General features: G+C 41.0%; 14 protein-coding genes. 11 read left to right on the top strand and 3 right to left on the bottom strand.

From position 1 onward, the window contains the following. The first annotated feature begins 19 nt into the window (after window positions 1-19). The 5 genes from AB3G73_RS00800 (at window position 20) to AB3G73_RS00780 (ending at window position 7,737) form a co-directional block, all read left to right on the top strand. Window positions 20-1,108: an arabinogalactan endo-beta-1,4-galactanase gene (locus AB3G73_RS00800; RefSeq protein WP_367741777.1), complete on the top strand. Its 1,089-nt coding sequence runs from the start codon at window positions 20-22 to the stop codon at window positions 1,106-1,108. A 65-nt stretch (window positions 1,109-1,173) separates the two neighbouring features. Then, a complete protein-coding gene (gene galB / locus AB3G73_RS00795; protein ID WP_367741775.1) occupies window positions 1,174-3,621 on the top strand; it encodes a beta-galactosidase GalB in 2,448 nt (815 codons plus the stop codon). A gap of 261 nt (window positions 3,622-3,882) precedes the next feature. Beyond that, window positions 3,883-4,332: a nuclear receptor-binding factor 2 gene (locus AB3G73_RS00790; RefSeq protein ID WP_148367964.1), complete on the top strand. Its 450-nt coding sequence runs from the start codon at window positions 3,883-3,885 to the stop codon at window positions 4,330-4,332. A gap of 49 nt (window positions 4,333-4,381) precedes the next feature. After that, window positions 4,382-6,817 carry a DUF3160 domain-containing protein gene (locus AB3G73_RS00785; RefSeq protein WP_367741773.1) on the top strand — a complete coding sequence of 812 codons (2,436 nt, stop codon included), beginning with the start codon at window positions 4,382-4,384 and terminating at the stop codon, window positions 6,815-6,817. After that, window positions 6,811-7,737, top strand: coding sequence for a CapA family protein (locus AB3G73_RS00780; RefSeq protein WP_367741771.1), 927 nt, complete (start codon window positions 6,811-6,813; stop codon window positions 7,735-7,737). Before AB3G73_RS00785 ends, AB3G73_RS00780 begins: the two co-directional genes overlap by 7 nt. A gap of 93 nt (window positions 7,738-7,830) precedes the next feature. Here the strand turns inward: AB3G73_RS00780 and AB3G73_RS00775 are convergent, their stop codons facing one another. Both AB3G73_RS00775 and AB3G73_RS00770 read right to left on the bottom strand, forming a co-directional pair. Next, window positions 7,831-8,517: a TrkA family potassium uptake protein gene (locus tag AB3G73_RS00775; protein ID WP_148367967.1), complete on the bottom strand. Its 687-nt coding sequence runs from the start codon at window positions 8,515-8,517 to the stop codon at window positions 7,831-7,833. Between the two features lie 4 nt (window positions 8,518-8,521). Continuing rightward, complete coding sequence (locus tag AB3G73_RS00770) at window positions 8,522-10,351, bottom strand: TrkH family potassium uptake protein (protein ID WP_148367968.1); 1,830 nt, start codon at window positions 10,349-10,351, stop codon at window positions 8,522-8,524. A 132-nt stretch (window positions 10,352-10,483) separates the two neighbouring features. Here AB3G73_RS00770 and AB3G73_RS00765 point away from each other — a divergent pair, with 132 nt between their 5' ends. After that, window positions 10,484-11,854: a TrpB-like pyridoxal phosphate-dependent enzyme gene (locus AB3G73_RS00765; protein ID WP_195650169.1), complete on the top strand. Its 1,371-nt coding sequence runs from the start codon at window positions 10,484-10,486 to the stop codon at window positions 11,852-11,854. Window positions 11,855-11,986: 132 nt separating this feature from the next. Here the strand turns inward: AB3G73_RS00765 and AB3G73_RS00760 are convergent, their stop codons facing one another. Next, window positions 11,987-13,132, bottom strand: coding sequence for a helix-turn-helix domain-containing protein (locus AB3G73_RS00760; RefSeq protein ID WP_148367970.1), 1,146 nt, complete (start codon window positions 13,130-13,132; stop codon window positions 11,987-11,989). A 210-nt stretch (window positions 13,133-13,342) separates the two neighbouring features. On the opposite strand from AB3G73_RS00760, the gene AB3G73_RS00755 reads away from it, so the two are divergent. The 5 genes from AB3G73_RS00755 (at window position 13,343) to AB3G73_RS00735 (ending at window position 21,575) form a co-directional block, all read left to right on the top strand. Continuing rightward, window positions 13,343-14,083, top strand: coding sequence for an anti-sigma factor antagonist (locus AB3G73_RS00755; RefSeq protein WP_229128671.1), 741 nt, complete (start codon window positions 13,343-13,345; stop codon window positions 14,081-14,083). Between the two features lie 11 nt (window positions 14,084-14,094). Continuing rightward, window positions 14,095-15,045, top strand: coding sequence for an ABC transporter substrate-binding protein (locus AB3G73_RS00750; protein WP_217722947.1), 951 nt, complete (start codon window positions 14,095-14,097; stop codon window positions 15,043-15,045). A gap of 13 nt (window positions 15,046-15,058) precedes the next feature. Then, a complete protein-coding gene (locus AB3G73_RS00745; RefSeq protein ID WP_217722948.1) occupies window positions 15,059-16,996 on the top strand; it encodes a SpoIIE family protein phosphatase in 1,938 nt (645 codons plus the stop codon). Between the two features lie 12 nt (window positions 16,997-17,008). Beyond that, window positions 17,009-17,416: an ATP-binding protein gene (locus AB3G73_RS00740; protein ID WP_004325354.1), complete on the top strand. Its 408-nt coding sequence runs from the start codon at window positions 17,009-17,011 to the stop codon at window positions 17,414-17,416. Between the two features lie 97 nt (window positions 17,417-17,513). After that, a complete protein-coding gene (locus tag AB3G73_RS00735; RefSeq protein ID WP_322019478.1) occupies window positions 17,514-21,575 on the top strand; it encodes a two-component regulator propeller domain-containing protein in 4,062 nt (1,353 codons plus the stop codon). Window positions 21,576-21,995 lie beyond the last annotated feature (420 nt).

Here is a 21,995-nt window from a genome sequence, read left to right as displayed (position 1 = left end):
TAGATAACAGTATATAATTATGAAACGATTCAAAAATATATTGATGGCTTCCGCACTACTGTGCGGAGCCTTCTTCACAGCCTGTGACGACAATGATGATAAACCGGTATTTCCGGAAAATCAAGATCAAGCCTATGACATGTCCGGTTTTGCCAAAGGAGCCGATGTCAGTTGGTTGACAGAAATGGAAAAGGAAGGTTACAAATTCTATGATGCTGAAGGAAACGGACATGAATGTATGTCACTACTCCGGGATCTGGGCATGAATGCCATCCGTCTACGTGTATGGGTAAATCCCGATCAGGGATGGTCGGAAGAGGAAGGTTTCTTTAATCCGGGAGGATGGTGTGATAAAGACGATGTAGTGACTAAGGCATGGCGCGCCCACAACTTAGGCTACCGTATTATGATTGATTTCCATTATAGTGATATTTGGGCGGATCCGGGACGGCAAGAGAAACCGGCAGCTTGGGCCGACCTATCCTTTGATGAATTAAAACAAGCAGTAGCCGACCATACCACTGAAGTATTAAGTGCAATCAAAGCAAGAGGCATCGATGTGGAATGGGTGCAGGTGGGCAACGAGACACGTACAGGCATGTTAAAACCCGACGGAGCTGCTAGCAGCGGAAAAACTGCCAACTTCGCTCAACTGGTAACAGCAGGATACGATGCCGTTAAAACAATCTATCCGGAAGCTAAAGTTATCGTACATATTGATCAGGGCAATAATCCCAATCGATATATCTGGCTGTTTGACGGTCTGAAAGCTGATGGGGGAAAATGGGATGTAATCGGTATGTCTCTTTATCCGGAACCGGATACCGAAGACTGGCGACAATTAAACAATGATTGTATTGCTAATATGAAAAGCCTGATTGAACGGTATCATACATCTGTCATGGTGTGTGAGCTTGGTATTTACTGGAATTATGAAGAAGCTGAAGAGTTTTTTACCGATTTCATGACTAAAGCTAAAGAAATAGATCAATGCCTCGGTGTTTTCACTTGGGAACCTCAAAGTTACGGTGGTTGGAAAGGCTATCACAAAGGCTTGTTTGACGATACCGGTAAACCCACTAATGCATTTAATGCTTTCAAGAGATAAGATTATTGAATCATTTTTTATAACTTTACCCCGAATCCAAAATATTTTATACCTGAAAAGCAAAAATGAACATGAAACACCAAAAACAGTTATTAGCTGTACTTTTGATGGGCGCCGCTTGCACATTGCAAGCACAACGCAGTGAGACGCTGCTCGAAAAAAACTGGAAATTCAGTAAAGGAGATTTTAAAGAGGCTAGCCAGCCGGAGTTTAATGACACTAAATGGGAGTCGGTTGTTATTCCACATGACTGGGCGATTTTCGGTCCATTCGATATGAATAATGACCTGCAGAATGTAGCTGTGACACAGAACTTCGAGAAAAAGGCTTCCTTGAAAACAGGACGTACCGGTGGGCTCCCTTATGTAGGCACCGGATGGTATCGAACCAGTTTTGATGCTCCTGCCGATAAGGAGGTGACACTGCTCTTTGATGGCGCCATGAGCGAAGCACGTGTCTATGTAAATGGAAAAGAAGCTTGTTTCTGGCCTTTCGGCTACAACTCTTTCCACTGTAATGTGACGCCCCTATTGAATAAAGACGGAAAGAATAATACGCTGGCCGTACGTTTGGAAAATCGTCCGCAGTCCTCGCGCTGGTATCCGGGAGCAGGTTTGTATCGTAATGTGCATCTGATCGTGACAGACAAAGTGCATGTGCCTGTATGGGGAACACAAATCACAACTCCTCATGTTAGTAAGGACTTTGCAGCCATACGTCTTCAAACGAAGATTGACAATGCGGGTGAGAAAACACAAATCCGTGTAGAGACAGAGATTCTTTCTCCGAATGGAAAAGTGGTTACCAGCAAAGAGAATACGAGTCGCATTAATCACGGACAACCATTCGAACAAAACTTTATTGTAAATGCGCCCGAACTCTGGTCACCGGAAAGTCCGTCGCTCTACAAGGCTGTTTCCAAAATTTACGCAGATGATAAACTGGTGGATACTTACACGACCCGTTTCGGTATCCGCAGCATTGAATATATCGCTGATAAGGGTTTCTATCTGAACGGAAAACATCGCAAATTCCAAGGGGTATGTAATCATCATGATTTAGGTCCGCTGGGTGCCGCTATTAATGTGGCAGCGCTTCGCCATCAACTTATATTGCTGAAAGATATGGGATGTGATGCTATCCGTACTTCTCATAATATGCCGACTCCCGAACTCGTAGCGTTGTGTGACGAAATGGGATTTATGATGATGATTGAACCGTTCGATGAATGGGACATCGCCAAGTGTGAAAACGGGTATCACCGTTATTTCAATGAATGGGCGGAACGTGATATGGTAAATATGCTCCATAATTATCGGAATAATCCGTGTGTGATTATGTGGAGTATCGGTAATGAAGTACCGACCCAATGTAGTCCTGTCGGCTATAAAGTGGCTAAATTCCTGCAAGACATTTGCCACCGAGAAGATCCGACACGTCCTGTCACCTGCGGAATGGATCAGGTTACTTGTGTACTTGCGAACGGATTTGCAGCAATGATTGACATTCCGGGACTTAATTACCGTACCCAACGCTATAAGGAATCTTATGACCAACTCCCGCAGAATCTGATTCTGGGTAGTGAGACTGCTTCTACTGTCAGTTCACGTGGAGTATACAAATTCCCGGTAGAGGATAAGAAAAGTACTAAGTATGAAGACCATCAATGTTCCTCTTATGATGTGGAAGCCTGTTCATGGTCAAATATTCCGGATGAGGACTTTGCACTGGCCGATGATAACCATTGGACAATCGGACAATTTGTATGGACAGGATTTGACTATCTGGGTGAACCATCACCTTATGATACGGATGCATGGCCCAATCACAGTTCCATGTTTGGTATTATCGACCTTGCCAGTCTGCCAAAAGACCGCTATTACTTGTATCGCAGTGTATGGAACAAGGATGCGGAAACCTTGCATATTCTGCCTCACTGGACATGGCCGGGACGTGAAGGTGAAGTGACTCCTGTATTTGTATATACCAACTATCCTACAGCCGAATTGTTTATCAACGGTAAAAGTTATGGTAAACAAAGCAAGAACGATAGTTCGTTGAAGAACCGCTATCGTCTGATGTGGATGGATGCTGTATATGAACCGGGAGAAGTAAAAGTAATAGCCTATAACAAAGATGGAAAAGCAGTAGCGGAAAAAGTGGTTCGCACTGCCGGAAAGCCTCATCACATCGAACTGGTCAGCAACCGTAACGAATTGACTGCAGACGGAAAAGACTTAGCGTATGTGACTGTGAAAGTTGTAGACAAAGATGGTAACCTCTGCCCTACTGATAATCGTCAGATAAGCTTCTCTGCAAAGGGAACCGGTAAATATCGTGCTGCAGCCAATGGCGACCCGACAAATCTGGAACAATTCCATCTTCCGAAGATGCATACTTTCAACGGAATGTTGACAGCTATCATACAAGCTGGTGAAACTGCCGGAGAAATTGTATTTACAGCCAAAGCAAATGGAGTGAAAGCCGGAAATATTCGTATTCAAACGAAATAAGGCATACGCTTTATAATATCTGATAAGCCACCGGATTTCTTAACTAAAGAGAAGTCCGGTGGTTTTCATATATAATATACTGGACTTTTCACTTTTACGAGAAAAGAGGCAGGTAAATACAGGTTAATATCTATCTTTGCAAAAGAAAACGTTACAGATATGTCGCACAGGATTCACTTCCTTATTTTTACAGGTCTTTTACTGATGTTCTGTTCATGCCGGAAAGAAAACAGGTTTGAATGGCAAGTAAATCAAAGACACATGGAAGTATCTCTGAACAAAGAATCTGATTCGCTCTATGTCATTCATTTGAATACAGACCAACCCTCCCACTCTGTTTGGAAATTGCCTTACCCTGTCTATCAATTTGATTATGGAGATGTTACAGGAGACGGGATGCCGGAAATTATTGTGGGGGTTATCAAGCCTACCCGATTCGATCCCAAACCTGACAAGCGGTTATTCATTTACCGGATTGCAGATGAAGCGTATATCCGCCCACTTTGGTTAGGTTCGAGGGTAGCACAACCTTTGGAAGATTTTAGAGTGATTCGTGAACATACTCCTGTATTGATACGTACCATGGAACGGGAACGAAGTGGAAAATTTCTGATAGCGGAATATGCATGGAGAGGTTTTGGTCTGGATTTTAAGGGATATCTGAAACGCGAGACAGAAGAAAAGGAGGCCAAACGCATTCTTGAACGTTAACGTTAGATACTATCATTTATATATAGTAATTTATAGAATAATGAAAAACATGAGACGACTATTATTACTGTCCTGTACACTAATTCTTATTCTCTGCGGATGCAAGAACAAGAACAAAAACACCTCAACGGCATCGGCACAAGATACTGTTATGACTGCCACCTCATTATTGACCGATACTGTTCTACCTCAATCTATTGATTTGAAGCAGGATATCAGTCGTTACTCTTTTCAGGAGTTACGTTTATTACGTAGTTATCCATACGCTATACATGGTTATCATTTTATGGAAGCGGACATCAATGCTTTCTTCTCGGCCAATACGAAATGGTATAATGATCTTGTCTGGAAGTTATGGGATGAATCGGAGGCGGACGGAGAGAATAAATTTCCGGAAAACTATGATGAAGTCAAACTGACGGCTGAAGAGAAGGCTTTCGTAGAACGCATCGATGCTCGCATGGCAGAAATGCGTCAGCAACAGTTTACTCAACGAGACTCTTATTATTTAGGAAATGCAAATAATATAGTCAACCTGTTCCAATTCAAAGATATAGACGAGGCATTACTAGCCAAGTTGCAACAGAACAACTTTGCCATTACAGAAGGAAGTAACTTACAGTTGTTTCATGCTTACGAAGAAAATGATTATCGCCAAGTGCCCAATTTCATCACCACTGACTTATATTTACAGGCATTTCACATGTATTTCTCTTATGTACTGAAAAGTCTGGAGAAACAACACATCATTCCTACTTTGGAAAGACTATGTCTATCACTCAACGCAACTTGCATAAGCATCTCCCGCCAGACAGAAGACGAATCTCTGAAAGATATGGCAGAATATGCCGCTACTTTTTATGCTATCCCTTATTATTTGCTGACAAAGGAAACGCCCAACCTCCCTGCTAAGTATCAAAAAGCATATCAACAGGAAATAGAACATATTAATGCACAAGAAGATGATTTCTCGGAGTTTCTTTCATACAAAGATGCATACTTCCCATACAGTCTTTTCAAACCACGCGGACATTATACCCGTGAACCCCAATTACAGGCATACTTTCAGGCTATGATGTGGCTTCAAACTGCCTGCTTTTGCAGAGAACAACAAGAACAGCTCAAACAAGCAATCTTTCAGGCTACCGTACTATCTAGTTATAAGGATATGACCAGGACACCACTAATGGAACTATACCAACGCGTCTATACACCACTTACTTTCCTGATGGGTGAGACTGATAATCTTTCTCTTCTCGATATTGCACAGATTCTGAAGAAAAATAAAGCAGAATATACTGAAGATGCATTGACTCCGGTTCAAATAGAAAAGGTGAATCAAGCGCTCATTGAACTGGCAAAAAGCAAGAATAGGATCAAACCTAAAATAGAAATCTCCTGCCGGGACAAAATCAACTTTATGCCACAAAGATATCTGGCAGATAATGAAGTACTTCAGGAATTGGTAGATGTCACCCCAAACAGCAAACGTGCTTATCCGAAAGGATTGGATGTCTTTGCCGCTTTCGGAGTAAACTCCGCCGAGACTTTACTGACTGATTTTTACAAAGAACCGGGCAACTGGAACCAGTATACCGGAGAATTACAAAAACTGAAAGATAAATTCAAAGCTTCCCAGCCTGCACAAGTATCTGTCTACGAATTATGGATGAAAAGTCTGTTCACCATGCAGAAAACGGACAAGAGCCAGCCGGGATTTATGCAAACACCCGAATGGGGATACAAGAACCTGAATACAGCTCTGGCATCTTGGGCTGAATTGAAGCATGACGCGATCCTTTACGGAGAACAGCCCATGGCTGCAGAATGTGGAGGTGCCGGACCTCCTGATCCGATCGTAGTGGGGTATGTAGAACCGAATCTTCCTTTCTGGAAGAAAATGTCGGGAATTCTGCAAACCACCCAACAGGTTCTACAACAGAGTAACTGTCTGACGGATGACTTGAAAGGAAAAACAGAGCAGTTGCAAGACTATGTCAGCTTTCTGATTCAAGTAACAGAAAAGGAACTGCGGGGAAAAAAACTGACCGAACAAGAATATCGCACTCTTGAGTATATGGGAAGTAGTATAGAATATTTCACTTTGTCTGTGCTCGATCCTGATTTGCATCTGGATAACTGGTCATTAGTGCAAGGTCCGGACAAGTCGATAGCTGTAGTGGCTGATATTTATACCCGCAACGTGAGGGGATGTGATAAGAATGGAGTACTGCATGTAGCAACAGGAAATGCCAACAATATCTATGTGGTAGTAGAAATAGAGGGTAATCTCTATCTTACCCGTGGTGCCACATTTAGTTACTACGAGTTTGTCCAGCCACTGGATACCCGGCTCACGGACGAAGAGTGGCAGAAAATGCTGGAAGAAAAGAAAGCGCCTGCCGTCCCGGAATGGATGAAAAATATCCTGCTGGAGAAAGAACCTAAAGTAGATGACAGAGTTTTTTATAGTTCAGGATGCTAATATCCTTTTCCCGAATTAACCGGATTATAGGTAGTATAGGTCTGTTATTGCTTACTGCCTGCCAGCACCCGTCAGAAGAATGTCTCTCTATCGCTTTCACCGGAGATGTTCTTCTGGACAGAGGGGTACGCCAACAGATTCAACGGGGAGGTGTCGAAGATTTATTTGCGTCGGTAGCTCCTCTCTTTCATCAAATGGACGCTACGGTAATCAACCTGGAATGTCCCGTCACTTCGGTTCGTTCACCACTACACAAGAAATATATCTTTCGCGCGGAACCGAGATGGATGGAAGAATTGGTTAAAGCCGGCATCAGTCATGCGGCTTTAGCGAATAATCATACTATGGATCAGGGGCGAAACGGATTGACAGATACTTATCAGCATCTCTTATCGGCAGGAATCACTCCGATAGGATATGGTAATACTTCTTCCGAGAGTTGCCAACCTGTAGTGATAAAGAAAGGAAAAATGAAAGTAGCACTCTTCAATTCAGTTACACTTCCTTTGGAGAATTGGGTATATTTAGAAAATGATCCCGGTATTTGCCAGCAAACCACGGAAGAAATAGAAGAGGAAATCAAAAACTTCAAGCGAGAGAATCCCGAAAGTTATGTGGTCGTAATTCTCCATTGGGGAATCGAATATCAATCTTCCCCTACTCTGAGCCAAAGAAAGGGAGCACACCGACTCATTCGTGCAGGTGCGGATGCTATCATCGGACATCACCCGCACGTCATTCAGAAAGAGGAATATTTCAATGGTAAGCCTATTTTCTATAGTTTAGGCAACCTCGTGTTCGACCAACGAAAACCGGAAACATCACAAAGCCTGATTGTGCAGCTTAATTTCACCTCTATAGGATATAGTATACAACTTCATCCTGTAACAATTAATAATTGCAAACCGGAATTACAATAATCAGACGAAATCAAAGAGGATAACTGCCAACATTATACTTTACCAACAAATATCATCATCCCTCTATCTTGAAATCTGACTAGATTTTGCACATTAAATAGCTTTCCAGAAAGCTTGGAAATCGCGGTATCTACCGTAACAAACCAGTTCATCTCCTTCTTCTACTTTCTCATTTTCCGATAATTCATTCTTCACATGAAGTTCGGTCAGAGAAATACCCAGGCAATTGGTTATCTTATTTGCCCGTTTCAAGCCTATCATTTTCAGATGAAATTCTTCATCCAGATTTAACTCATTCACAAAATATCCTACAAATTTTTCTGGAACCGTGAACTTCACAACATAATAATCCTGATCAATGCGGAACCCTTCCATGTTTGTGCCGAAATCGAGCAGTTGCACCAGACTACGGGCAGCATCTTCTTCCGGAGTCAGGATTCTTTCAAGATCAAAGGCTTCAAGCACTGCTTTATGTACTGCATCAATAGCACGGGCAAAGATGCGGGGAACCTTTTTCTGCTTCAACAGAGCAACAACACGTATCGATGCACCAAAATTCTCACCAATCGCTACAATCACTATATCCACACTATTCAACGGTAACACTGACAATGATTGTTCGTCAGTGGCATCAATGACAAAAGCTGTAGCAACCTTATCTTTGATTGAATCTATACGACTTTCACTAATATCCGCACCAATAATCTCGTGTCCTAACGCAGACAATTCCTCGGCCAACACATGACCGTAATTTCCTAAACCGATAATAATATACTTCATATCTTTAGTTTATTATAATGTTATCACTCGGATAACGGTATTTTGTATTCTTTTTCTGTTTTACAATTCCCAACATCAATGTTATCAATCCCACACGTCCGATAAACATCAACAAGGATACCAACAACTTACTGGCATCACACAAATGAGGGGTCAGATTCAGACTGGATCCTACAGTACTAAGTGCAGAAACACATTCGAAAGTCAATGCCATGATGGAAACACCCGGTTCGAGTATGCTCAATGTGAAAATAAAGATGAATAACACTCCCAATGACATGACTACTGTTGCGTTGGAACGCCGGATTGAATCGTAAGACAATTCTCTGCCGAACACTTCTACCCGTTCAGTACCACGCAATACGGCTACAAGATTCAGAACCACGACCGCAAAAGCATTCACTTTCACACCACCTGCCGTAGATTGTGAACCACCGCCAACCCACATCAAGAATAGATAAACCAATAAAGTCTGCACGCTCAACGATGCCAGATCGACACTACTGAAACCGGCTGTTCGCGGACAAGTGGCATTAAAGAAGGCTTGAGTCCATTTGTCTGCCAAAGGCATACCGGCAAAGGAAGCATTCCACTCAAAAGCAGCAATAGCTAATGTACCGATTAATAAAAGCAGGAAAGTCATGATTAGCACAATTTTCGTATTCAGGTTATAGAGATGCTGCATTTTGTGACGATCCAGTTTACGTGTACAGACCAATTTCCAGAAACGACGCAGGTGATACAATACAATATCCTTGAAATTGACAAGAATGGGGAAGCCAATCCCCCCGAAGATTATCAGTAAAGAAACAGAAATAAACAGTCCATTATGATTGGTCATCACCATCGGATTCCCTAAATTACCGGAAAGTGTAGAAAAGCCTGCATTACAAAAAGCTGATATAGAATGGAAAGCAGCAAAACCTAACTCCCCTTCCAAAGTCATTCCCAACGTACCGTGAATACTAAACCAAATCGAGGCCATGCCAATCCCTTCAATCACTAAAGTAAAACCTAATATATATAGTAAGGTAGACAGTAATGAGCCTAACGAATTGGAACTAACCATATCACGCACAACGAGCTGATTGTAAATGGAAGTGTTCCCCATGAAGAACATGGCAAAGAAGCTGGTTAATGTCATCACTCCTAATCCGCCGATCTGAATCAATAGAATTATGACAACTAATCCGGAAGTGGTGAATGTTGTAGATACATCTACCGGAACCAACCCTGTAACACATACGGCACTGGTAGCCGTAAATAAAGAGTCCACCCAAGTAATGCCATTCACCGTGCAGCGCGGAAGCATCAACAAGCCTGCTCCAATCAGGATAATAGCCATAAAACTGACTGCCAATATCAAGGACGGATTGGTACGCCGTCCCAACAGGCGCACCAGCCCATTGGACAAGTTGAGGAAGGAAAGGACTAATAGCAACAGGAGATGATAAAACTTCCCATGCAAGAATTCCCAAATCTGCAAAATAGCTCCTTCTTCTTCCGGACGGTGAAAAATGACGGGTATTAGAGTGAGATATAACAATCCGCTTAATATCCAGGCCAATCGCCGGTATTGTTTTTTAGTATTCCGGTATTCCAGTGAGATATGTAAAGTTACATCAATCAGAAAGATGATCCAGACTGTTTTATACAATGTCTGCAAATTCGCCACTTCATCTATGGATAAGGGAAAGCCGTGTTCATATACTACTCCGACAATCAACAACAGAGATGCCAGATAGGTGAGTGCTTCTACCAGCCCCAACAAGATACGTACATAGGGTTTTAGCAGTTTATTCTGATACAATAAAAACTTATGATAAATCTTCATATCATCTTTTTTAACAGGGTCGTGCAAACTTAAGTAAAATAACAATTAGAACCGATTCTTTGTTGACAAAATTTTCTGAATATTAAAAATTTGAGTACTTTTGGCAACAAGAAACTAAAAAACTACAATATTATGAGTGAAAAAAGAAAACGGTATATTTTACCCGAAGAAGAAATTCCACACTACTGGTACAACATTCAGGCTGATATGGTAAACAAACCTATGCCTCCGTTACATCCGGGAACCAAACAACCACTGAAAGCGGAAGACTTGTATCCGATTTTCGCTAAGGAACTGTGTCATCAGGAACTGAATCAGACCGATGCATGGATCGAAATACCGGAAGAAGTGCGCGAAATGTATAAATACTATCGCAGTACTCCGCTAGTTCGTGCTTACGGATTGGAAAAAGCACTCGGTACTCCGGCTCATATCTATTTTAAGAATGAGAGTGTCAGCCCTATCGGTTCACATAAGTTGAACTCTGCATTGGCACAGGCTTATTATTGCAAAGAAGAAGGGGTGACCAACATCACCACTGAAACCGGTGCCGGACAATGGGGAGCCGCTCTTTCTTATGCAGCTAAGGTTTTCGGTTTGGAAGCTGCTGTTTATCAGGTAAAAATCAGTTATGAACAGAAACCATACCGCCGCAGCATTATGCAGACTTTCGGAGCACAGGTAACCCCTTCTCCATCCATGTCTACCCGTGCCGGTAAGGATATTCTAACTAAACATCCCACTTATCAGGGTTCGTTGGGAACAGCTATTTCGGAAGCTATCGAACTGGCACAAATGACTCCCAACTGTAAATATACGCTCGGTTCTGTACTTAGCCATGTTACTCTTCACCAGACTATTATCGGACTGGAAGCTGAAAAACAGATGGAAATGGCAGGTGAATATCCAGATATCGTAATCGGTTGTTTCGGAGGTGGTTCCAATTTCGGAGGTATCTCTTTCCCATTCATGCGTCACACGATACAGGCAGGAAAAAAGACTCGTTTTGTTGCTGCCGAACCTGCTTCTTGCCCGAAACTGACACGTGGTAAGTTCCAGTATGACTTCGGTGATGAAGCCGGATATACTCCGTTGCTACCGATGTTTACCCTGGGACACAATTTTGCTCCGGCCCATATTCATGCCGGTGGTCTTCGTTATCATGGTGCAGGTGTCATCGTTTCACAGTTGCTCAAGGACAATCTGATGGAGGCAGTAGATATACAGCAATTGGAATCTTTCGAAGCAGGTTGTCTGTTTGCACAGTCTGAAGGTATTATTCCGGCTCCAGAGTCCAGCCACGCTATTGCAGCGGCTATCCGCGAAGCTAACAAATGCAAGGAGACAGGAGAAGAAAAAGTAATCCTGTTTAATCTTTCCGGACATGGCCTGATTGATATGGCTTCTTATGATAAGTATTTGGCCGGTGACTTGGTAAACTATTCATTGACTGATGATGATATTCAGAAGAATTTAGACGAAATAGGAGATTTAGCTAAATAAATAACCTGTTAGTTTCAAGTTTCACCACAGATTACATAAAAGAAACATTGATTCTGCATTGATAATCTTTGAATTACAATCAAATCCGTGCTAATTCTATGATCTGTGGTGATTCTTTTCCCACACTCCTTATTAATTTTCTCTATTGAGCATCTCCATATATTCACTGGGAGACATTTTTTCCACACTCGCAAAATAACGGTAAAAACTGGAACGGGAGGTAAAGCCGCTCAAAAACATTAATTCCTTTACTGTAAGGTCTTTTTTCAGCTGTGCCTGTTCTTTAAAATACTGCAAACGGTAGAAATTAATATAATCTCTGAAACCGGAAAAGCCATCATAATGAAGAGCCTTATTGAGTCTGTTTTCATTCGTATTCAAATCATTCAAGAAATCCTGTAAGGAATATAGAGGATTAGTAAACGATTTACTATGTTTCATAAGACTTTGCATCTGATTGGATAGTTCAAGAACGACAGGTGAAACTGCAATTTCCCGAATGGCTTCTATTTCTTCCATCTCCAACTCTTCTACAGGCTGGGGAGGTAAAGAAAGCGGATTCTCATTACGCAAATATAGTATATTTAAAAAAAGGACGGGAAGGATTACAATATAACCGAACACGTTAAAGCATAATCCACTAGTACCCAGCATCAGCCAAATATAGCCGGACATGATGATAGCAAAACACATCATATAAATCGACATTGCCTTACTCTGTTTACGTCGGACTGGGATCCATCGTCTCATATATGGAAAGAGGAAATTTACGGAAGGAGTAATTACACTGATTATAAACAGCATCAGCCTTACCCGTACATCCTGTTCTCCAATATTCTCCCGAATGGAGGCAAAAGATTTTAGAGTAGTATAGTGACCGTTAAAAAACTCATAACAACAAGCTATACATGTGATCAGCAAAATAGGAATACATAAACTGACGACTCTTGAAAAAGTCATCCATCCCGGTTTCAATGAGGCTATAGGAAAAATAGAAAAGAATTGAAAAAAGACAATCACCCGGACAATATGCCATATCGAAAGATGATTCATCGGAACTTCAGTAAAACGCGGAATCGTCTCCTCACCTCCTCTACTGAAAATCCACATCCATTCCAGATTATCACACAAAAGAAGAAGGGACAGAGTGATAGCCAATACTCCCCATGCTTTTGTAAGTCCATTATTGTCTGAAGAACGTGAATAAACAAGTATTCCCAATACCAAGCCCACAATATCCAGCAACAATTCAATGCAGAGAACAATTACGTTTACCATGTTTTTTTGTTTTGAGCGACAAAAGTAGTCTTTTCGCGAAAAGAACGGGAGCATCCCACTTGCAAAAAGCGTCCCAATATAGGGAGATTAGCTAAAATGGGAACTATTTGGGGGTAATATATTTCAGACTTTTCACCTTTACTAATACTTTTGTGGCAGCATTCACCCCAAACAAGAATAAATTATAATATGACGCGCTACTTAAAGAATATGGAAAAGGAAATCACTATCGAAAATCAGGTAGAGGAAATTGCAATAATTGCCCAATTCATCGAAGAATTAGGCATATCATTACATTTACCTTCCGGCATTACAATGAGTCTCAATCTTGCTATTGAAGAAGCAATAAGCAATATTATCCATCACGGTTACCCTCAAAATCAAAAAGGTGAAATCATATTGAAAACTTCCGTGGCACCCGGACTACTGATTGCCCAAATTATTGACGATGGTATTTCATTCGATCCCACAAAATCTGAAAATGAAGCATCAGGAGATGCACTATCTCTGGAACAGCAACTGACACAAGGTTTGGGGCTCTTTCTGATTCGCCGCACCATGGATAAAGTAGAATATCATTCGACGGACAGTCAAAACGAACTAATCCTGACTAAAAAAATAGACATGGATTTCAAACCGGAAGCAACTCTTAAAACGAACTTATGTAAAATAGAGGAAGTTATCATACTCACTGTTGAAGGACGATTGGACACTGCCAATACGAACGAATTCAATGCTCTCATCCAACCTCTGCTAAGCATTCAGAATCCTAATATAATAATCAACTGCGAAGGATTACTATATATCAGCAGTTCCGGTTTAAGAAGTCTGATAACCCTCCAGAAAAGTGTAAAGCAACACAGCGGACAACTTGTATTGGAAGCTATGCGTCCGGAAATACGGAAAATATTCGATATGACAGGCTGTTCCGGCCTTTTTATCATTCGTTAATCCCACTTATAATGAGAAAAGCATCTATTATTTGCTGTATCTTGCTATCTCTGTTCTTTCTGACAGAACCGGTGAATGCGCAGTCGATTAACCTCACACCTAAATGGACGGCACAAGCACAATTTGCAGGCTATTACGTAGCTGACAAACTAGGATTCTACAAGGAAGAAGGACTTGACGTACACGTAGTACATCCTTCGCTTTCGGCAAGCTCTTTTTCTTTCCTGCAGAAAGGATATTCGCAAGCGGTAGTTATGAACCTATCGTATGCCCTGACTGAATATTTTGCAGGTGCACAGGTAGTCAATATCTTGCAAACCTCACAGGAAAACAGCCTGATGCTTGTCAGTCGTTCACCACTCAAGGGTATTTCATCTTTGCAACATAAGAAAATAGGGGTATGGAATCATCTTAGTCAAGAACTACTGGATCAAATAGCCAACAAATATCAACTCCAGGTGGAATGGATACGTTTCAATGGGGGAGTCAACATTTTCCTATCAAAAGCTGTGGATATTTGTCTCGTAGGAAGTTACAATGAGTTTCTACAACTAATTGAAGCCGGTGTAAAGACTGATTCAATTCATATCATGCATTTCTCGGATTATGGATATAACCTGCCGGAGGACGGACTTTATGTTAGCAGAGAATTCTATCAGAAATATCCTCAAGCAGTACAGAAATTAGCCCGTGCCAGCATGCGTGGCTGGGAATGGGCAAATGAACACCGCGAACAAACATTGGACATCGTAATGGAACAAGTGCATCAACACAACATAGGAACCAACCGGTATCACCAACGTAAAATGTTGGATGAGATACTAAGGTTACAAACAAACAAGAAGAGCGGGCAACGTCCCTATCGGCTAAGCCGGGAAGAGTTTAATCTGGCAACAAGTATTTTGTTGCCGGATCAAACTCAAAATTCCAATGATATCCGTTATGAAAATTTTGTAAAATAATAGACATTCATTCATGAAATACACATTCTCCCATTCTTTTGCAACCCGACTAAGTATCTACGTACTATCTTTTACGTTAATTATCTTTGCTACTATCATGGCGTTATTTTATTATTATAGCCAACAGAAAGTAACGGGCTTTGCAATCGAACGCACTCATGGACTATTAAGTAACATTGCTACAGAAATCAGCGGTCAGCTACTGTCTGTTGAGACGACTGTCAACCAATCTGTCTGGGTCTTGGAAAAGAATATTGATCACCCGGACTCTTTACACAATATTATAGAATCTGTTGTAAGAAACAATCAGTTCATCGTCGGAAGCGGCATAGCTTTCGTTCCCGACTATTACAAAGAAAAAGGGAAATATTTCATGCCTTATGCTTCTTTTAAGGATGAAATAAATGGAGAAATAACCTATCAGGTATTGGGTAGTCAGAATTATGACTATCCATGCATGGATTGGTATCTTATTCCCCAGTTACTTAAACAACCTTATTGGAGTGAGCCTTACTATGACGACGGAGGGGGAAACTTCATCATGAGTACTTATGCCAAACCTCTGTTTGACAGCAAAGGGGAACTATATGCAGTTTTCACTGCCAATATATCCCTGACACAATTCACTGATACAATCAGTCTACTGAAGCCTTATCCTTCCAGCTACACCTATTTAATTAGCCGCAACGGAAGCTTTCTGACTCACATGGACCGAAGCAAGATCATGAATGAAACGATATTCTCCGAAGCTTTCGCCAAAGAAAATCTAGCACAGGAACAGATCGGACACGAAATGCTAGCAGGACATACCGGAACTATGCGCTTCAATAATAAAGGAGTCGACTCGTATGCATTTTACACAACCATTCCTCAAATAGGATGGTCGGTATGTACTGTTTGTCCAAGCCAGATTATTCTTCAGGAATTGGATAACACCTCACGGAAAATCATCTATACCTTTATGGTTGGTATGATAGCTTTATTTCTAATCATATACAGCATTATCCGACGCCTTGTCAGTCCACTGGAGAAATTCTCCGAATCAGCCCGGGAAATTGCGACCGGACGGTTTGATGTTATCCTGCCGGAAGTACATTCCAAAGATGAAATAAAGGATTTACATGATTCACTTGTCTTCATGCAACACTCTTTATCTACCTACGTAGGTGAACTAAGAGATACCACTGCCAGCAAAGAACGGATTGAAAGCGAGCTTTCCATAGCACGGGAAATTCAAATGGGGATGCTTCCTAAAATATTCCCTCCTTATCCCGAACGCAATGATGTAGATTTACATGCTATACTCCATCCCGCCAAAGAAGTAGGTGGAGACCTTTATGATTTCTATATGGATGGCAATCACCTCTACTTTTTAATCGGAGATGTTTCGGGGAAAGGAGTGCCCGCCTCTCTATTTATGGCTATCACCCGTAGTTTATTTCGCACCTTGTCACAACAGGTACTTTCGCCGGCTAAGATTGTGACGGATATGAACAACTCGATTTCTGATAATAACGAATCCAACATGTTTGTTACGCTTATTGTCGGAATCCTTGATTTGGAAACAGGTAAACTGAAACTGTGTAATGCCGGACATAATCCTCCCATATTGATTCGTCCGGACGGACAGGTTTCTTTCCTTGAATTCAAAACACAGATATTTGTCGGTGTCATTGAAGAATTTGCCTATACCGAAGATGAAACAACATTGGAGAAAGGAAGTAAACTGTTCCTCTACACCGATGGAGTGACAGAAGCTGAAAATACAGACAAAGAACTATATGGAGACGAAAAGTTATTGAAAACATTGTCTGATAATAGCACGTCTGATGTACGCACCACTGTTAATGGTATAGTGGACTCTATAGCAGAGCATGTCAAAGAAGCAGAAGCCAGCGATGACTTGACTATTTTACTTATTCAATATGAACCCGGGACAACAAACAATTAAGCACATATCATTATGGAAAGAGAAATAAAGATCTCAAACGATTTAAATGAAATTTCAGTTTTAGCCAGTTTCATCGAAGAACTGGGAGAGGAACTTTCTTTGTCATTTGAAACGACAATGAATATTAATCTGGCATTGGAAGAGGCCGTAGCCAATATAATTATGTATGCCTATCCGACTCAAGAACAACACACCATCCTATTAAGAGTAACTTACAGCGAAAAACAACTCGTTTTCCTATTAACGGACAAAGGAGCCTCTTTTGATCCGACACAAGTAGACGAGGTAGATGTTACGCTTTCTTTGGAGGAACGTCCAATCGGGGGGCTGGGAATATTCCTTATACGAAGCATTATGAACGAAATATCATACCAACGTATCGACAATGAGAATCACCTCATTATGAAAAAAGACATTTAACGCGGGGCGGAAAGATTGTATAGTTTTCCGGTCAATTCATGGGGTATATCAAAGATTTCACTATCTTTGATGCCATTATTAATCTTATGAACTAATAATGAGCAGCCTTAACAAAATAACAATCTGTCTACTTTTTCTATGTGCAGGAGTTAATTATGCTTTTTCTGATATTCCGGAGCAAATCAACTTCTCCTATATCTCTATTAATGAAGGATTGTCACAAAGTACCGTATTCTCTATCGATCAGGACCAACGAGGCAATATGTGGTTCGCAACTTATGACGGAGTAAACAAGTACGATGGGTATTCATTTACAGTTTATCAGCATAATGAAGATGATCCGAACAGTATCGCTAATGATATTTCCCGAATCGTAAAGACCGACAGTCAGGGACGGGTTTGGATCGGTACACGGGATGGTTTGTCATATTATGACGAAGAGAAAGACAAGTTCAGGAATTTCTTCTATGAGAAAAAAGGCAAGAAACAGCAAATCAATGGTATTGCAGAAATCTCGCCTGAGCAGTTGCTTATAAGTACACAGGAAGGTCTGACTATGTTCGATATTAAAGAATCACGATTCGTTGATGATTCTTTTAGCACAGCCATGCATAAGATAGTGGCTTCTGCTCTTTACCGGAATGGTGATATTATCTATATCGGTACCCCTGTTGACGGGCTTTACAGCTATTCCATTCCCCAAAAGAAACTGGAGAAAATTAGTCCGATAACAGGAACTAAACAGATTCAGGCCATTTTACAGCAATCCCCTACCCGCATCTGGATAGCTACCGAAGGAGCCGGTCTACTTCTACTCAATCCGAAAACGCAAGAAGTAAAAGCTTATCATCATTCTTCTTCCAATCCTAAAAGTATCAGTTCCAATTATATCCGTTCCCTGGCACTGGATTCGCAAAATCGCCTATGGATAGGAACATTCAATGATTTAAACATTTATCATGAAGCAAACGATTCTTTCGTTTCTTATAGCAGCAGTCCGGTAGAAAGCGGGAGTCTGTCACAGCGTTCGGTCCGCAGTATCTTTATGGATTCGCAGGGCGGAATGTGGCTTGGAACATATTTCGGAGGACTAAATTATTATCATCCGATCCGCAACAGATTCAAGAATATTCAGCGTATTCCATATAAGAATTCTTTAAGTGACAATGTAGTCAGTTGCATTACCGAAGATAAGAATAAGAACTTATGGATAGGAACGAATGATGGTGGATTGAATCTATATAACCCAAAGACACAACAATTTACACACTATATTCTACAGGAAGACGAACGGGAAATCGGTATTGGTTCCAACAATATCAAAGCCGTATATGTAGATGAACAAAAATCACTTGTATATATAGGAACACATGCGGGTGGTCTGACTGTTCTCCACCGTAACAGTGGACAAATGGAAAGTTTTAATCAGCTGAATAGCCAGTTGGTCAATGAAAATGTATATGCCATTCTTCCTGACAAGGAGGGTAGTATTTTATTAGGAACTTTAAGTGCGCTGGTTAGTTTTAATCCGGAGAAACGGAGCTTTACCACCATAGATAAAGAAAAAGACGGTACGCCATTTACTTCACAACGAATCACAATCCTGTTCAGAGATTCCCGTAAACGTCTTTGGATCGGTGGCGAAGAAGGTATATCAGTCTTTCAGCAGGAAGGGATCGAAATAGAAAAAGCTCCTATTCTTCCGGAATCATCTGTAACAAAGATGTTTACCAATTGCATTTATGAAGCTGCCAATGGCATCATTTGGGTAGGTACGCGTGAAGGTTTCTACAGTTTTAATGAAAAAGAGAAGAAAATCAAACGATATACAACAGCTAACGGTTTACCCAATAATGTGGTCTACGGTATTCTGGAAGATACCTTCGGGCGTCTCTGGGTAAGCACCAACCGCGGTATCTCCTGTTTCAATCCGGAGACAGAGAAGTTCCGTAATTTTACGGAATCCGACGGGTTGCAGAGTAATCAGTTTAATACTTCTTCATTCTGCCGCACCTCTAATGGGCAAATGTACTTCGGGGGTATCAACGGTATCACAACTTTCCGCCCGGAACTCCTACTGGACAACCCTTACACTCCTCCGGTAGTTATCACTAAACTTCAACTGTTTAACAAGACAGTCCGTCCGGATGATGAAACCGGTATCCTGACTAAGAATATCAATGAAACAGAAAGTATCACGCTAAAATCATGGCAAACAGCTTTCACTATTGAATTTGTGGTATCCAACTATATTTCAGGTCAACACAATACTTTCGCTTATAAATTGGAAGGATATGATAAAGAGTGGTATTATCTGACAGACAAACGTACTGTCTCCTACTCCAACTTGCCGCAAGGTACTTATCATTTTCTGGTGAAAGCAGCTAATAGTGACGGAAAATGGAATACCGTACCTACAATGTTGGAAATCATAGTTCTCCCTATATGGTACAAGACTTGGTGGGCAATCATGCTTTTCCTTGCTGTTTTTATCGGCTTTATCACTTTCGTCTTCCGCTTCTTCTGGATGCGGAAGAGCATGGAGGCAAAACTGGAGCTCGAGCGCAAAGACAAGGAGCATCAAGAAGAAATCAACCAGATGAAGATGCGCTTCTTCATCAATATTTCCCATGAACTTCGTACGCCGTTGACTCTTATCTTGGCTCCTTTACAAGAAATAATCAATAAGATCAGTGACCGTTGGACTCGTAATCAACTGGAATATATCCAACGTAATGCTAATCGTCTGCTACATCTTGTGAACCAACTGATGGATTATCGCCGAGCCGAATTGGGAGTTTTCGAGTTGAAAGTTAAGAAAGAGAATGCGCATCAACTAATACAAGATAATTTCTTGTTCTATGATAAACTGGCACGCCACAAAAAGATTACTTATACTCTCCATTCTGAATTGGAAGATAAAGAGGAACTTTTTGATCCTAATTATCTGGAACTGATTGTTAATAACTTGCTTTCAAATGCTTTCAAATATACGGAAAGCGGTCAAAGCATCACTGTGACATTGAAAGAGGAGAATAATTGGCTGGTACTGCAGGTTAGTGACACCGGCATCGGCATTCCTATCAACAAACAGGGAAAAATATTCGAACGTTTTTATCAGATAGAGAGTGAGCACGTAGGAAGTGGTATCGGTCTTTCATTGGTACAACGTCTGGTAGAATTACACCATGGCCGTATCGAATTGGACAGTGAAGAGGGCAAAGGCAGCACTTTCTCTGTTTATCTGCCACAAGACATAAATACCTATAAGTCCTCCGAACTGGCTTCTAATGACAGTCTGAATGAGGAAGGTCAGGTATATTCCACCAATTCGAAAGAAATGTATTTCATTGATACGGAAAAGATCGAAAGCGAAACGATCGAAGCCGGTGACAAGAAGCGTGGCACTATTCTTATTGTAGAGGACAATAATGAAATCCGCCATTATCTTAGTAGCGGACTTGCCGAACTTTTCAATACGCTGGAAGCCGGGAATGGTGAAGAAGCTTTGGAAAAACTGAAAGACAATGAAGTTGACATCATTGTAACTGATGTCATGATGCCTGTGATGGATGGTATTAAATTATGTAAGAATGTGAAGCAAAATATCCGTACCTGTCATATTCCCGTGATTATCCTGTCTGCTAAAAGCGAAGTCAAAGACCAGATGGAAGGTCTGCAAATGGGTGCGGATGATTATATCCCGAAACCATTCTCGCTGGCTATCCTGACTACGAAGATACAGAATATGATGCGTACCCGCAGACGTATGCTTGAACGGTATTCTAAATCTCTGGAAGTGGAACCGGAAAAGATTACGTTTAACGCCATGGATGAAGCCTTACTGAAACGTGCCGTAGCCATTGTAGAAAAAAATATGGATAATATTGAATTCTCTACTGACGAGTTTGCCAGAGAAATGAACATGAGCCGTTCTAATCTACATCTCAAATTGAAAGCTATTACAGGCGAATCGACTATTGACTTTATACGAAAGATCCGTTTCAATGAAGCGGCCAAATTATTAAAAGATGGTCGCTACACGATAGCAGAAGTTAGCACAATGGTAGGTTTCAATACACCTTCTTACTTTGCTACGAGTTTCAAGAAGTATTTCGGATGTTTGCCTACGGAGTTTATCAAGAAAGCAAAAGGATAATTCCAGAGAAATCATAAATCCATAACCTGCCACATTATTGTATTTATTCTAAGTATTATAGGGGGAAATATAAAAATGTGGCAGAACTAAAAATCAGCTATTTAACCCTAAAAATAGAGTAAAATAAAGATTAGTTTACAAAAAAGAACAGGATGATTTTGCTTTTTTCCGAAAGAAAACTGCATTTTGCATATAATACTTTATTTATCAATCCATTATCCAAGAATTCCGTCTATTGCTTTCATTAGTGAACTGCAGTTGTGCAACCATCAAGTTACACTTGTCCATCTAAGTAGATACACAACTGCAACCAGCGAGTTGTCTAACTGTAACTGACTAAACTAATTAAAAGAAGTTACTAAAAAGATAGCATGATTTATAAAATTCAATTAGATGAAATCGTTAATACTTCTGCATCAT

Source organism: Bacteroides sp. L008 (assembly GCF_040812255.1).
Lineage (GTDB): Bacteria > Bacteroidota > Bacteroidia > Bacteroidales > Bacteroidaceae > Bacteroides > Bacteroides vicugnae.
Note: the sequence above shows the minus strand (reverse complement) of the source record. Positions and strands in the feature narration are given on the sequence as shown.